The sequence below is a fragment of the Streptomyces kebangsaanensis genome (assembly GCF_001906585.1).
Taxonomy (GTDB): domain Bacteria; phylum Actinomycetota; class Actinomycetes; order Streptomycetales; family Streptomycetaceae; genus Streptomyces; species Streptomyces kebangsaanensis.
This window is the reverse complement of record NZ_JUJA01000072.1, coordinates 85,963-99,747: the sequence shown is the minus strand read 5'-3', so window position 1 is coordinate 99,747 and position 13,785 is coordinate 85,963. Positions and strand designations below refer to the sequence as shown.

The 13,785-nt window shown below is 70.0% G+C and carries 11 protein-coding genes and 1 pseudogene; 3 read left to right on the top strand and 9 right to left on the bottom strand.

Annotated features, from left to right (window positions below; translation table 11 throughout):
- Positions 1–97 precede the first annotated feature (97 nt).
- Positions 98–1,477 (bottom strand): group II intron reverse transcriptase/maturase, encoded by a 1,380-nt coding sequence (gene ltrA / locus RH94_RS10600; RefSeq protein WP_073946045.1) that lies wholly within the window; start codon positions 1,475–1,477, stop codon positions 98–100.
- Positions 1,478–2,288: 811 nt separating this feature from the next.
- Here ltrA and RH94_RS10595 point away from each other — a divergent pair.
- Complete coding sequence (locus RH94_RS10595; RefSeq protein WP_073947367.1) at positions 2,289–2,894, top strand: response regulator transcription factor; 606 nt, start codon at positions 2,289–2,291, stop codon at positions 2,892–2,894.
- Between the two features lie 9 nt (positions 2,895–2,903).
- Here RH94_RS10595 and RH94_RS10590 read toward each other — a convergent pair whose 3' ends face one another.
- The 4 genes from RH94_RS10590 to RH94_RS41285 form a co-directional block, all read right to left on the bottom strand.
- Positions 2,904–4,136 carry a sensor histidine kinase gene (locus RH94_RS10590; RefSeq protein WP_079188969.1) on the bottom strand — a complete coding sequence of 411 codons (1,233 nt, stop codon included), beginning with the start codon at positions 4,134–4,136 and terminating at the stop codon, positions 2,904–2,906.
- 91 nt (positions 4,137–4,227) lie between these two features.
- Entirely contained in the window at positions 4,228–5,871 is a 1,644-nt protein-coding gene (locus tag RH94_RS10585) for a SagB/ThcOx family dehydrogenase (protein ID WP_073947365.1), read from the bottom strand.
- Positions 5,872–5,894: 23 nt separating this feature from the next.
- A complete protein-coding gene (locus RH94_RS10580; protein ID WP_073947364.1) occupies positions 5,895–8,192 on the bottom strand; it encodes a TOMM precursor leader peptide-binding protein in 2,298 nt (765 codons plus the stop codon).
- A gap of 139 nt (positions 8,193–8,331) precedes the next feature.
- Positions 8,332–8,481, bottom strand: coding sequence for a hypothetical protein (locus RH94_RS41285; RefSeq protein WP_199880921.1), 150 nt, complete (start codon positions 8,479–8,481; stop codon positions 8,332–8,334).
- Positions 8,482–8,688: 207 nt separating this feature from the next.
- Here RH94_RS41285 and RH94_RS10575 point away from each other — a divergent pair, with 207 nt between their 5' ends.
- Together RH94_RS10575 and RH94_RS10570 are read left to right on the top strand one after the other, a co-directional pair.
- Complete coding sequence (locus RH94_RS10575; protein WP_073947363.1) at positions 8,689–9,510, top strand: AfsR/SARP family transcriptional regulator; 822 nt, start codon at positions 8,689–8,691, stop codon at positions 9,508–9,510.
- A gap of 5 nt (positions 9,511–9,515) precedes the next feature.
- The gene (locus RH94_RS10570) at positions 9,516–10,160 is read left to right on the top strand and encodes a ScbR family autoregulator-binding transcription factor (RefSeq protein WP_073947362.1); all 645 of its coding nucleotides are present in this window, start codon (positions 9,516–9,518) and stop codon (positions 10,158–10,160) included.
- 99 nt (positions 10,161–10,259) lie between these two features.
- Here RH94_RS10570 and RH94_RS10565 read toward each other — a convergent pair whose 3' ends face one another.
- The 4 genes and pseudogenes from RH94_RS10565 to RH94_RS42985 all read right to left on the bottom strand — a co-directional run.
- Positions 10,260–11,795, bottom strand: coding sequence for an ATP-dependent DNA ligase (locus RH94_RS10565; protein ID WP_073947361.1), 1,536 nt, complete (start codon positions 11,793–11,795; stop codon positions 10,260–10,262).
- A gap of 13 nt (positions 11,796–11,808) precedes the next feature.
- A complete protein-coding gene (locus RH94_RS10560; protein WP_143203992.1) occupies positions 11,809–12,249 on the bottom strand; it encodes a hypothetical protein in 441 nt (146 codons plus the stop codon).
- A gap of 89 nt (positions 12,250–12,338) precedes the next feature.
- A complete protein-coding gene (locus RH94_RS10555; protein ID WP_073947359.1) occupies positions 12,339–13,589 on the bottom strand; it encodes an MFS transporter in 1,251 nt (416 codons plus the stop codon).
- Positions 13,586–13,785, bottom strand: a pseudogene (locus RH94_RS42985) (hypothetical protein); the annotation flags it as partial. The pseudogene RH94_RS42985 and the gene RH94_RS10555, both read right to left, overlap by 4 nt.

Here is a 13,785-nt window from a genome sequence, read left to right as displayed (position 1 = left end):
GCTGTAGGGTCGGGGGCTGGCGCGGTGGCGGAGTGCTTCCGCTCCGTTTCCAGCCCCCGCCGCTTCGAACCGTGCATGCGGTTCTCCCGCACACGGCTCACCGACGCCGTTCACCGACGGCATTCGGCCTCTCCCGCCAGGGCTTTCCGGCCCTGGGTGCCACGACGGTTCCATACGGGCTGATCAGGCCAAGTTCATTCGGGGACGAGACGGTCAGCACCCACCAGCCGAAGGCCCGGCTGCGCCGGTGCTTTCTGCTGATGAAGTGCGCGACGCGTTCCCGCGCGAACCTTCCGATCTTGCTGAAGCGGCGGGCGGAATGGCCGTACCGGAAGTACGCCATCCACCCGCGGAGGAACAGGTTCACATCCCCCACGATCGCTTCGGGATGCAGCGGAAGCCGGCGCCGGGCGGTGATCTCCCGGATCCGGTCGCGGGCGTGCTGCATCGCCCTGTCCGAGGGCCAGCGGGCCAGGAAGTCGACGCGTCGGCGTCCGCGCAGTCCCCGGGAGCGGACCTGACGATGGTGAAACCCGAGGAAGTCAAAGCCTTCCCCGTCCGTCATCAGGTGCACGATCCTCGTCTTGGACTCCTTCGGCCTCAGCCCCAACTCCCCCAGCAGTGCGGCCAGTCGGGCGAGTGCCCGCTCGGCCTGACTGCGGGAGAAACACATCACGACCAGGTCGTCGGCGTAACGGACCAGGACTCCGTCGTGCTCGTCCCATGCCCGGTCCAGCCGGTGCAGATAGACGTTGCACATCAACGGTGAGATCACACCGCCTTGCGGGGTCCCGGTCACCGGCCGCCGCACCTGCCCGTCCTCCATCACCCCGGCCCGCAGGATCTGCCGCAGGAGCCTGAGAACAGACTGGTCACAGATGCGCTCTTCGACCGCGCGCATCAACTCCTCATGCGGGATCGCCGAGAAGCACTCGGCGATGTCCGTCTCCACCACCCACCGCCTGCCCCGATGGTGCTCGTCGATGAGCACCTGCAGAGCATCGTGCGCCGAGCGTTTCGGGCGGAACCCGAAGCTGCACGGCAGCATGTCGGCCTCGAAGACCGGCTCGAGCACGATCTTCATCGCCGCCTGCACGATGCGGTCACGAACCGTCGGGATGGACAGCGGCCTGCGCTCGTCCTTCACCCCCGGCTTGGGGATGAACACCCGGCGGGCGGGCTGGGGACGATACTGTCCCCGCCCCAACTCGTCGGTCACTTCGTCGAGAAGACGGTCGATGCCGTACTCCTCAACCTGGGCCAGGGTGGTGCGGTCGATGCCCGGTGCGCCGTTGTTGGCACGCACCATGGCCCACGCACGCCGGAGCACATCCCTGCGGTGGATCTTGTCTCCCAGCGCGTGGAACCGCCGTCCGGGATCGGCCTTGGCCGACCGGTAAAGCGCATGCTGCAAAGCGCGGACCTTGTCCGAGGGAGAACGTCCCCCGACGGCGGGACTAGCCATATGGGCACTCACCGGGCCCCTCCTTGTCACCATGACGCACCGACGAAGCAGTGGCCCTTCCCTCACCGGGAGTTGTGCTGTCTCCTCGGCTCAAGCAGTACTACGGCCACCTCCGACGCCCACCCGGCTCACGCCCACTTCCCGGGATCACCGGTTATAGGACGCGCAGCTTCCGGCGACGATTCTCCGCAGGTCACCGGGCCAGGGAGGGCCTCCCCAGTTCCCGCCGCCACCCTCGATACGTTCCGCGCCCCATACGCCGGGGAGTCCTTCACGGCTGCCCGTCCAGGATCTTCACCGCTTCCATGGCCTTCACCCCGATTTCGAAGGGCTCGGCACTCCCTCGTTCCACCCGAAAGGATGGCTGAGTAACGACGCCGCAGGCTTCGCGTGATGCTACGGACCGTATCGTCGCTCCCCCTTTACAGGGCCTTTGACGCTGGGCTTCGACGCCGGACGTTTCCCTCCGACGCCGCCAGCCTGCTACCGGGCCTCCTGGCAGCTACCCGGACCGGACTTCCACCGGCAGGCGACGACGAGCTTACGAACAGCAAGAACACCGCTACGTCACGGTGTCACCTCCTGTCCTGCTGGGCGCACGAGAAAACCTCACTGGGTCCTCGGGAAGAAGCGCCGTCGCCATAGCCCGTGACCTCCTGTGCGATCTCAGGCCCTCTGGCTCTCGCGGAACTGGGCGTCCGCGTCGAGGAGGAGACAGTATTCGGCACGCTGCTGCACGATCTTGAGTGAAAGTTTTTCTCGCGCGGCTAGGATCGGCCGAAACCGAATGGATCGCCCGCGTATGCGGCGTCATGGGGGGACAATGGTTAGAATCCTGCTTGCTGAGGACATGCTCATGTTGCGTAGGGCACTGGTGGCTCTGCTGGAGCTGGAGGCGGACCTGGAAGTGGTGGCCGAGGTGGACGCCGGGGATCAGGTGGTGCCCGTGGCGCTTGAGGTGCGGCCCGATGTGGCGGTCCTTGACATAGATCTGCCGGGGATGGACGGTATCCGGGCCGCGGGTCTCCTGCACGAACAGGTGCCGGGGTGCCGGACCGTGATCCTGACGAGTCTGGGGCGGCCGGGCAACCTGATGCGGGCCCTTCAGGCCCATGCGTCGGGGTTTATGCTCAAGGACGCCGGTCCTGATCAACTGGCCGCGGCCATACGTGCCGTGGTAGCCGGGCAGCAGGTCATCGATCCCCAGTTGGCCGTCGCCACGCTGCAGGCGGGTGACAATCCGCTGAGCGCGCGGGAGACCGAGGTGCTGCGACTGGCCTCGGAGGGGGAGAACGTGCCGGAGATCGCGCGGCGGCTATTCCTGTCCGCCGGAACGGTGCGGAACTATTTGACGACCAGCGTCACCAAGCTTAACGCCCGCAACCGTATGGACGCGGTCCGCATCGCCCGGGACCTCGGCTGGCTCTGAACGGGCAGGTCAGGGGCTCGGGAGGGCGGCGGCGTCCTGTTCGTCGCCCGAGGGCGCGCAGTCGCCGGGCTGCCGGGGGACCTCTGCGGTGAGCTGGAACCAGCCGTCCTCCCGTACGCCCGCGGTGAGCTGGCCGCCCAGCGCCCCCACCCGTGTGATCAGGTTGTTCAGACCGCTGCCGCCGCCCCCGGGGTTGACCGGGTGAAGGGTTGAGCACTCCGCTCCCACCCCGTCGTTGGCGACGGTGATCCGCACGCGGTCGTCGATCACGGCCGCCTCGATCACACAGTGCTGGGCCTTGCTGTGTTGCAGCACGTTGGTGATGCCCTCACGGAGCACCGTCGCCATGACGGTGTCGACGTGCCCCGCGGGCAGTTCGGCGTCGATGCGTACCTCGGTCCGGATGCCGATCGTCTGCAGCAGGGACTCGGCGGAGCTGACCTCACGGCGCAGACTCATGTGTAGATAGCTGCTGGCCACGGCACGGACATCGGCCAGCGCCTGGCGGGCCGTCTGGAGGATCTCGGTTATCTCGGTCTCGGCGCGCTCCGGATCCAACCGGATGAAACGGTAGGTGAGTTCACATTTCAGGGTGATGGTCGAGAGGCTGTACCCGAGCAGGTCGTGCAGGTCGCGAGCGAAGCGTAAACGTTCCTGCGTGATGGCCAGGCGAGCGAGTTCCTCGCGTGCGGTCTGAACCTCACGGATCAGGTCGGCAAGCCGGCTCAACCCGTAGACGACGAGGCCGGTGAGGCTGGTGGCGACGCAGTTGTACGCCAGGTGCCCCACGCCGAAGCCGACCGCGAACTGGAGCAGTCCGGTGGTCACCACGACGGTGCCGAAGGCGAACCAGCCCAGTGCGGTGCGCAGCACGAGCAGCGAGGACGCGGCGAGGAAACCGGGCATGCCCAGCCAGGCGGCGTCGAAGACGGTGAAGGGCGCGTACGTCAGCAGCGTTTGCGCGGCGAGAGTCCAGCGGCTGTGCCGGGTCACGGCACGCGGCATGGACGAGGGGAAGGAATGGCACAGCTGCAGTCCCAGTAGGAGCAGCAGCAGTGCGAAGCAGAACACCAGGCTGAAGGTGGTGTGCCGGGCTTGGAGCACATACGTGACGGCGACCGCGAAGAAGCCGCAGATGACCACTGTCGTGATGGCGATGGCGACCCGTGGCGCCATTTCGGCCCGGGGGGCCAACCCTTCTTCGAGTGGATTGTCACGGGAGGCCGATGCTGTTCGACGCATGAAGGCTCCTCACCTGAAGTCACTCCGGTATCCACAGCATATGCAGCACCGGGCTCCAAGTGGCCGGAAGCATACGTTCCTCAGCCGACCGTCACTCAACGGTGTGGGCGAGGGTGCGCCGCAGTTCCTCGGTGCAACGGACGTGCCAGTCGTGTCCGTGCACCTCCACGGCGGCCGGCAGCGGGCCGTCGACGCCCGGCTCGGAGGGCAGCGTGCCCAGGACGAACTCGCCCACGGCCGACTCCGTACGCCAGTCCAGGCCGAGCGCGTGCGCGGACAGGTCGCTGTCGCCGATCGCCAGAGCGCACGGCCCCAGACCCATCGCCGTGCACACCAGGTACAGCGTCTGCTGAAGCACCCCCACGTCCTTGAGCAGCCCGCTGTACGCAAGTCCGCTGTACTTCAACGTCATCCGGCGAAACCGTGCCGTCATGGTGATCAGTACGTGCGGCTCGGCCGTCAGACCGGCCGTTGAACGCGCCTCGGCGAGCAGCTCGTCCAGACTGTCCGCTTCCATGTCCACTCGGGTCAGGGCGTGTTCGGCAGGGTCGTAGTGGTAGGTGCCCCGCGGAAGCCCCGCGCAGTTGCTCACCGTGAGATACAGCTCCAGCGCGTACGCGCCGCCCATGCTCGGGTACGGACGGCTGGTGAGGACCGGCTCGCCGTCGTCGGGCCGGAAGGCCCTCATGGACCGTACGCGCGCGGAGCGGTACAGCAGCTCGCCCACCTGGACGAGATCCAGCGGACGTTCGCCGTGGTCGCGCACCGAGCGGCGCGCCTCAAGGGCCACGGTGAAGGGGGGATCGCGGTCAAGGACACGGTCCAGTTCGGGGACGGGCAGGGGCACCCGGACCGGACCGGGGTGGGCTCGGGCGACCACGGGTTCCGCTGCCAGCACGCCCGTGAAGCCGTCCGTGGCACCCACCGGGTCGTCGTGGCGGCCCTGCCGGCTGCGGGCGTGCAGCATCAGATCGTGCGGCGACCACGGCAGCAGCGCCGGATCGTGGTCCTCGGCGAAAGCGTACTGCTCCTTCGCGCCAGCCTCCTTCGCGCCAGCCTCGGGCGGAGTCCCTCTGACCACCATGCCCGACGCCTCCAGATACGAGATGGCCCGGCGCACGTCGTCCACCGGCATGCGCAGCCGCCCTGCCGCCTCCCGCGGAGTGAAGGGGCGGGCGAAGCAGCTCACCAGCCAGGCCGAGCGAAGCTGATGCAGGACCACGCGCTGCCCGGCGAGCGGCGACTCCGCGCACAGACCGTCCTCGTGGGTGCGCAGCACGGCGAAGCGGGAGAGCCGCAGAACGGCGTCGGCGGGCGTGGCGGGGGGCCGGAAGCGGGCGTACCGGGAGATCGGGACCACCGACAGCAGCGTCTTGCCGTCCTTCGTGGCCAGCGAACGCACGAGGACGTTCTCCAACGACCGCAGGAGGGAAGCCAGTACGTCACGCTCCGGGCTTCCCGGTCCGTCCGGTGCGCTGATGCCGGCCACCACGTTGTCCAGCGACACCGGACCGTACGACAGACGCTCCAGCGCGAGGAGGACCACCGGGTCCGTGATCGGCAGCCGCGTCTCGCCCCAGCGGGTCGACAGCAGCGCCGCCTCGTCGGGGGAGCTCCCCGCTGACGGGGCCCCGGTGGTCTCGTCGGGTAGTTCCAGCAGGGTGTCCTGACGCAGTGACCACAGCTCGACCAGACCGGATTCCGGCCCGATGAGGGGCAAAGAGGACGTGAGCACGGCGCAGGACCTTTCTGACAATGTCAAAGAAACAGCGGGACCGGGTTGAGGTCCTCGTAGCGGGTGGGTGCGAGCAGCCGACCGAGCCGCACCGGGACGTCGTAGAGCCGTCCCGGACCGAACCGCGTCCAGAACGTCCGCAGTCCCGGCACGATCACCTTCACCACGGGCAGTGCGACATCAGGGCGCGTCTGGTCGAGGACCAGCAGCTCCATGCCGCGCGCGGTGACGAGGTCCTCGATCGCCGCCACGTCCTCCCGCAGATCCCCGCGGCGGACGGGCACGTAGGAGCCGGGGACGGTGGTCGGGAGCCCCGGACCGGGAAGCAGATAAGGCTGGTTCGTCACGGTGGCGCCCTGCCACCAGGCCAGCGCGCCGGGGTCGTCGCAGGAGTACCCGCTGCCCTCGGCCCGCACCTGCGCCACGGGCGGCAGCATCTGGTTGACCTCTGCCAGTGCCCGGCGCAGCGCGAGCCGGGGGTCGAAGTGCGCACCGAACCCCAGGGTGATGTCCTCCGCCGGCTTGTCGGTGCGCCGCGAGACCGCCGCGAAGACCGGGATGCCCAGGTCGCTGGTGAGATCCAGGACCCACAGATCCCGGTGCAGGCCGGCGTGGCCCTCCCGTACCTCCTGGACCCACGGGTCGTCGAACGCCTTCATGTCGACCGCCGCCTGCCGGGTGCGGTTGTACCACCACAAACCGACGGCGTCCCGCTCGACCAGCTCCAGGAAGCCCTGGACGATGGCGTCCTCGACGCAGCTGCCCGCCGCGGCGCCGTTGGAGTTGGCCGAGCAGAACCGGCTCCCCGGTGTGCGGGGAGCGTCGTAGTAGAGCATCGACGTCGGCAGCAGACGGTGACGGCGCCCGGTCAGTGACCACACCGGCGTCCAGTCCAGCGGCACGGTCTCGTCGAAGGGCTCGCAGATCCGGTGCGCCGGCCCGTGGGAGGCGTTCCAGGCCTCGCGGTCCTCGAACTGCCGCGGGTGGAAGAGCTGCACCTCGTCCGGGTGCACGGCGCGGTCGGCGACCTCCCGGTAGCAGGCGCGGAGCGTCGGCTCGTCGCCCTGGAAGAAGCCACTGTGCCGCTCGATCGCCTCGCACAGGGCGCTGACCTGGGCGTTGAGTGCCGTGGTGCCCTTGCCGGAACTGGTGCTGCGCAGCCCTGCCCGTACGGAGGACAGCCCGTCCGGCGAGTGCACCGGATTGTGCCCGGCATGGAAGCAGTTGAGGAACTCCGGTCCGCGGCTGTCGCGGCGCACCTCCTTGACGACACCGGTCAGCGGATCCACCAGGTGCCCGTACCGGCGGAACATCTCCTCCGGTGACAGCCACCGGTCACCGCAGTCCACCGCCGCCTTGCTGCGGCTGCGCAGTGTCAGCGGAGCGCCGACCCGGCGGGCGACGGCCCCGGGGTCCCCGCACGCCGGGCACTGCGGGCGGCGGCGTACGTGATGGTGGTGGCTGGTCAGGGTGAGCGTGTCGAGCCGCCATATGGCGTCCTGGCCGGGGTGGCGGTGCCCGGCGAGCCACTTGACGGCCTCCAGCGTCGCCAGATGCAGCCCGGCGGCCCGGCCCGCGGCCAGTGACGAGGGAGGTGTGAAGGCGCGTCGGCCCAGCGCCCGGTCCAGGTAGGTCTCGGCCGGACGGTTGCGACGCAGCGCGTCCGTGAGACAGGTCCAGCAGGGTCCCTCACCGGGCTGGAACACCGGCCCGATCCAGGGCTGTTCGCCCACGAACCGCATCAGTAGCCACGGCTCCCCAGACTCCCGGTGGGCGGCGTCGATCTCGCCGAGCGCCGGGTCGGTGTAGTCGTCGCAGACGGCGAGGGTGAAGCCGGCGGTGTCGGCGGGCACGGCGGCGCCTGCGGCCTCCGGACGGTGCAGCCGGATGCCGGCCGCCAGGAGCGCGTCGGCCAGCTCGGCGACGCTTGTGCGGCTCGTCTCCCCGACGCCGACGACCTCCACTGGGGTGCCGCAGGCGCGCCGGGTGGCGGTCACACCGTCGATCCCGGCCAGTTCCCAGAACGCCAGATCGGCGGCGGGTTCCGTCGCCGACGGGTCCCGGTCGTCGAGCAGACCGGCCGCCAGCAGTTGGGAGACGACCGTCTCCGCCTGCTGGGCAGGGATCATCCGCTCCGCGTCGGCCACCAGCCGGTCGAGGCTGCGGGTTCCGTCGAGCAAGGGCGCGAGCGCGGTGACACCCGATCCCCGTAACGCCGTCACACCGCGTTCCGATACGAGATACACCCCTTCACCGGGGACGACCTCCGCTTTGAGATGGGGTTTGAAGGCGAGACCCGATCTGCTGGGCTGTTCATCCATCACTGTCTCCCCTTGGCGCGTGGACGGAAACTTTCGCTTCGGCGTGTGCGTGCTGCGCGCCCGGGCCGTTCGGTCACGGCCACGGAATGGCCGGCGGGCGCGCAGCGACGGTACGTCTCCGGGACGTGGCCCCGGGGCCTCAGTCGCCGTAGACGTCGACCCAGCAGATGCAGGTACCCGGCTGGAACTGCTCGGCGGTCTGCGAGACCAGCTCCTCCACGACCAGCTCCTCGCACACGGTGGGAGCGGTGACGACAACGGCGGTGGCGACTGCGTGCGTGAGGTTCATGCATCCCCCTTGGATAACCCAGCCGCACCCTGCGGCGGTGACCAGGAGTCTGTCCCCGGCCAGGGGGCCGTGGGCAGTGTCTGCCTCACAAGCCTTCTGTGAAGTTCTCATGGTCGTTCCGGGCGTGCTTCATCCCTGCCTGAGGAGCCCTGCACTGGCCCTGGAGAACGCCTTTTGGAAGCCTCGATGGGGTGGAGAGGAGAAGCGATGGACCTGAAGGTTCTCGGCATGTTCGACGTGAGTGTGAATGGTGTGCCGGTGGCGCCGTCCGCGTCGAAACCGCGACAGCTGCTGGCCACTCTGGCGGTGCACTCCGGCCAGGTCGTGTCCGTGGGGGCGCTGATCGGTGAGCTGTGGGGGTCGGAGCCGCCGCGGAGCGCGCAGGCGACGCTGCAGACGTACGTGATGCAGTTGCGCGGAGCCGTCGGCACGGCCCTGGAGGCTGACGGCAGGCCCGCTCAGGACGCGAAGCGGATCCTGGTGACGCGGCCCGGTGGATATCTGCTCGACCGAGGTGAAGGCACCAGCGACGTAAAGGAGTTCGAGCGGTTGTCCGGCCTAGCCTTCCAGGCCCTCGCCGACCGCGACACTGATACGGCGGCGCGGACCCTGCGAGCGGCGCTAGGCCTGTGGAGGGGGCCCGCCTTCGGGGACGTACAGGTCGGAGCGCTCCTTGCACTGGAGGCCAGGCGGCTGGAGGAGGCACGCCTGTGTGTGCAGGAACACCGCATCGAACTGGACCTGCGGCAGGGGCGGCACCGCGAACTCATAGGGGATCTCAGCGTGCTGGTGCAGCAGCATCGCACTCACGAGAACCTGCACGCGCATCTGATGCTTGCGCTGTACCGGTCCAGCCGGCGCACCGAGGCGCTCGACGTGTACCAGCGGCTGCGGGGCACGCTGGTCCGCGAGCTCGGCCTGGAGCCTTCGGAACAGCTCCGTGAGCTGCAGCACGCGGTGCTCACCGCTTCACCGAAGCTCCTCGATGAGCCGGAGGCGGACGACCGCCAGCTCATGCAGGTGGGGTGAGGGGTATGCAGGAGCGATCCGAGCGCACCCGTGCCCGGCTCGTCGAGGCCGCCGCGGAACTCTTCGACCGGTACGGGTACGCCGAGGCCAGTCTGGGGGACATCAGCCGGGTCGCAGGAGTGACCAAGGGGGCGCTGTACTTCCACTTCGCGAGCAAGCAGGAACTGGCCACCGCGGTTCAGGAGAGCGGTTGCCGTCTGCTCGAGGAAACGGTCCTCGCGCTGGGCCGCAGCGGGCAGCCGGCTCTGCAGTCGCTGATCGACACCACCCACGCCCTGGCCGCATGGGCGTCGGCGGACCCGATCGTGCGGGCCAGTTTCCGTGTCGGACGCGAGCGTGCCGGCGGCGAACGCCCGGTGCTCAACTACCACCTGGTGTGCGTGGCCACGACGGGGCGGCTGCTCGTGCGGGCCGCGGAGGAGGGGGCACTGCGCCAGGGCGTGGCGGAGGACGCCGCGCGGACGCTCGTCGCGGGGGTGGTCGCCGGGATCGAGGCGGCCGCGTGGAGCGGCGCTCCGTACCCGGAGCTCTCCGCTCAACTGGGCAAGGCCTGGGCCTTGGTGCTCCGGGCGGTCGCGGAGGAGCACGCGGCGCGGGGGCTGCGTACGACTCCGCCCGCCGTCCGCCGCCCGGAGCCGGTCGCCGGCTGACGGGGGAGAGGTGCCTGGGCGGCGGTGGTACGTCAACGCCGGCGGGGCTTCCGTGGAGGACCACGGGTGCCTGGCCGGGGTGCGTCCGCGCCGGGCAGGTCAGGGCAGCAATGCGGTCACCGTTGCCACGGTGTCCGCGTCCGCCGGGGTCTTGTCCTCGCGGTAGCGGACCACGCGGGCGAAGCGGAGGGTGACGCCCGCGGGGTAGCGGGTGGAGCGCTGGACTCCGTCGAAGGCGATCTCGACGACGAGTTCGGGACGTACGGTGACGCCCCAGGGCTCCTCCGTGGCGGTCAGCTCCCGCAGTCGCTCGGTCTGCCGGGTGAGCAGGGCGTCGGTCAGGCCCTTGAACGTCTTGCCCAGCATGGCGAAGGAGCCGTCGGCCCCCCGTGCGCCCAGATGCAGGTTGGAGAGCTTTCCGGTGCGCCGGCCGTGGCCCCATTCGGCGCCGAGGACCACCAGGTCCAGGGTGTGCACCGGCTTCACCTTCAGCCAGGAGGTGCCGCGGCGCCCCGCGCTGTAGACCGCGTCTAGGGACTTGACGACCACACCCTCTTGGCCCCGTTCGAGCGCGTCCGCGGCGAAGGCCGTCGCGGACGCGCGGTCCTCCGGATCAGCCGGGTCCGCCACCACCAGCCGGCGCACACGCTGCGCTTCGGGGACCAGCCGGTCGAGCAGCGCGCGCCGTTCGGCGGCCGGAGTGGTGAGCAGGTCCTCGCCGTCGGCGTACAGCACGTCGAAGAAGACCGGTGAGAGCGGCACCGTCGTCCGGGCGCCCGCCACGTCGAGCGTGGAGCCGGTCCGTCCGGACGTCTCCTGGAACGGCCGTGGCCGGCCCCGCTCGTCGAAGGCCAGCAGTTCCCCGTCCAGTACCATTTGACGTACCGGCAGCGCGCGGACCAGCGCCACCACCTCCGGAGTCCGGTCGGTGATCTCGGCGAGTGTACGGGTGAAGACGCGCACGACGTCACCGTCGCGGTGCACCTGGATACGGATGCCGTCGAGCTTCTCCTCCAGGGCGCACGGCCCCGTCCTGCCGAGGGCCTCGTCGACGTCCTTGGCTGTGTGGGCCAGCATCGGCAGAACCGCACGCCCCACCATGAGACGGAAACCGGCGAGAGCGGCCGGGCCTTCGGAAAGCAGCACCTCCGCGACGGCGGCCAGCGAACCGCTCAGCATGACCGCCTGCCGCACATCGGCGACTGCCGCGCCGGCCGCCGCGGCGATGCTCTCCAAGGCCACGGCGCCGAGGGCGCCCTGGCGTAACTCGCCACTGATCAGCCGGAAGAGGAACAGCTGTTCCTCCTCGGTGGCCGCGCCCATCAGCTCGTCGAGAAGCCTCTTCCGCTCGCCCTGTGCGCCCTTGCCGGACACGGCGGCGATCCGGGTGAGCGTCGCGTCGACCTCTCTCACCCCGAGCCGCGGCTCGGCGGCGGGCTGCCGTCGTTCCTTGAGGGTGCTCCAGCCGACGCCGATCCTGCGTTGCGGCAGCCGCCCGGCCAGATAGGTGATCACGACCGGAGCATCCGCGGGCTCGGTCGCCCGGAACAGGTCGGCCAGCAGGGCGATCTTCTCCGTACGTGCGGAGGCGGCGCCGATGTCCCGGGACGTCCGTGCGATGTCGGCGAGTCTCATGAGGAATGCCCTCTCAGTCGATGTGACCCTGCTTGCGCAGTCTGCCCACCCACGCCTGCGCGGTGTGCCGCGGCACACCGAACCGCTTGGCGACGGCTCCGACGCTTTTGTCGAGTTCCTCGTAGGCCGCCACGACCACCTCGGTCTCGGGCATCTTGCGGTAAGGCCGCGGACGGTCTTCGTCGGGAGTCACAGGGGCGAGGGAGACGGGGGCGGAAGGGACGGACTCCGCATTCAGGGCGGCCGAACCGGGGCTGATGGCACGGACCAGCAGGTCGAAGTCGACCATGGGAAGCGCGCGATTGTGCAGTCCCGTACCACCCGCGGCACGAACGGTGAGCTCGACGATGCGCGGCCCGTCCGTGGTGTCGACCCGCACGGTGGTCTGAGGCCCGGTGGGATCTGGTTTCCCGTCACTGCCGGTCGGAGTGATAACAATGACGTATTCGCTCACTTTGTGCCTCCTCGAGAGATCGTCAGTCTACTCTCGATGGAGACTGTGGTGGGTCCGGGGGATTTCCCCTCGGACCCACCATGCCGTCGTCAGTGCGTGCTCCCGCGCAGGCGCGGAGCGTCCACAAGCACCGCCACCAGGACCGATGCCACGGCGATCAGCGCACCGGCTGTCACCGCCGCCGTACGGGTGTCGAGCGCCAGCATGAGGGGGACGCCCACGGCTCCGCCGAGCTGGGTGGTGATGTTCACCATCCCGCCCGCCGTCGCCATGTCCCGGGGCTCGGTCCGCTGGGCGAGGGTGCCGTTCGCCGAGATCATGATCCAGGTGATGCCGAAGCCCATCAGCAGGACCGAGGGCAGCACGCCCGCGGCGTACGAGGTGCCGGGTGTGGCCACGGCGAGCCAGGCGGTGCCCGCCGCGACGAGCGCGGTTCCCGAGGACAGCAGGGCCTTCGGGGTGAGCGCCCGCAGCAGAAGGGGTGCGCCGAACACGGAGTTCGCCACGACCACCGAGGCCAGCGGCAGGATCGCCAGGCCCGCTCCGGTGGGGCTCCAGCCCGAGTCTTCCTGCAGGGTGTAGCTGATCACGGTGAAACCGCCGAAGGTGCCGATGTTGGCGGTGAACACGGCCAGGAAGACCCCGGCCCTGGTGCGGTCCCGTACCACCCGGAGGGGGAGCAGCGGCCCCGTGGTGCGATGCTCGGCCGGGGTGTCGGCGGGGATGGCGTACAGCGCCACGGCGATCGCGAACGCGGCGAGCGGTGCGAGCCCGTACATGCACCACCGCCAGCCCGCGTGTTCGGTCAGCAGGCCGCCGAACAGGACGCCGAGCCCGCCTCCGCCCCCCGCCACCGCGGTGAACACGCCGATGGCGGTGCCCCGTTCGCGCGGGTCGGGGAAGGTCTTGGCCACCAGTGCCATGCTGGCCGGGGCCAGCGCCAGGGCCCCGAAGGCGCCCTGCAGGCCGCGCAGGACGAGCAGCTCGCTGGGACCGTCTGCCGTTCCGGTCAGCAGGGAGGCGGCGCCGAAGCCGGCCAGGCCGACGACGAACGCGCGGCGTCTGCCCAGGCGTTCCGAGAGGCGACCGGCGGGCAGGAACAGCAGGCCGAAGGACAGGGTGTACACGGAGACCACCAACGCCCGCTCCGCGCCGGACAGTCCGAGCTCCCGCTGGACCGAGGGCAGAGCCACCGGCACCAGGTTCATCTCCATCACGAGGGTGAGCTGGGCGGCGGCCAGGGCCGCCAGCGCCCACCAGCGCAATGGAGAGGCGGTGGGGGGTGCCCCGGCGGGCTGCGCCTGCGCAGCGGCGGTGGGGGCGGTGCGGGCCGTGGTCATCGGTCCTCCGTGATCAGCCGGGCGAACGGCAGCCGGGGAACGACTTCCTCGGCGAAGAGGGTGAGCGAGCGCGCCGAGTCCTCGTAGGGCAGGTGTCCGGAGTGGGTGGTGAGGGTGAGGTCGACGTCCTCGCCGTACCAGCCGGCGATCCGCTCGATCTGAGCGGCGATCTCGGCCGGGCTGCCGGCAAGCACCC

Bases quoted from the DNA above. Each gene is read 5' to 3' on its own strand.
- RH94_RS10590 (WP_079188969.1), bottom strand. From the start codon at position 4,136: ATGCGTCGAACAGCATCGGCCTCCCGTGACAATCCACTCGAAGAAGGG.
- RH94_RS41285 (WP_199880921.1), bottom strand. From the start codon at position 8,481: ATGAACCTCACGCACGCAGTCGCCACCGCCGTTGTCGTCACCGCTCCC.
- RH94_RS10565 (WP_073947361.1), bottom strand. From the start codon at position 11,795: ATGAGACTCGCCGACATCGCACGGACGTCCCGGGACATCGGCGCCGCC.
- RH94_RS10555 (WP_073947359.1), bottom strand. From the start codon at position 13,589: ATGACCACGGCCCGCACCGCCCCCACCGCCGCTGCGCAGGCGCAGCCC.
- RH94_RS10575 (WP_073947363.1), top strand. From the start codon at position 8,689: ATGGACCTGAAGGTTCTCGGCATGTTCGACGTGAGTGTGAATGGTGTG.
- RH94_RS10580 (WP_073947364.1), bottom strand. From the start codon at position 8,192: ATGGATGAACAGCCCAGCAGATCGGGTCTCGCCTTCAAACCCCATCTC.
- RH94_RS10595 (WP_073947367.1), top strand. From the start codon at position 2,289: ATGGTTAGAATCCTGCTTGCTGAGGACATGCTCATGTTGCGTAGGGCA.
- RH94_RS10570 (WP_073947362.1), top strand. From the start codon at position 9,516: ATGCAGGAGCGATCCGAGCGCACCCGTGCCCGGCTCGTCGAGGCCGCC.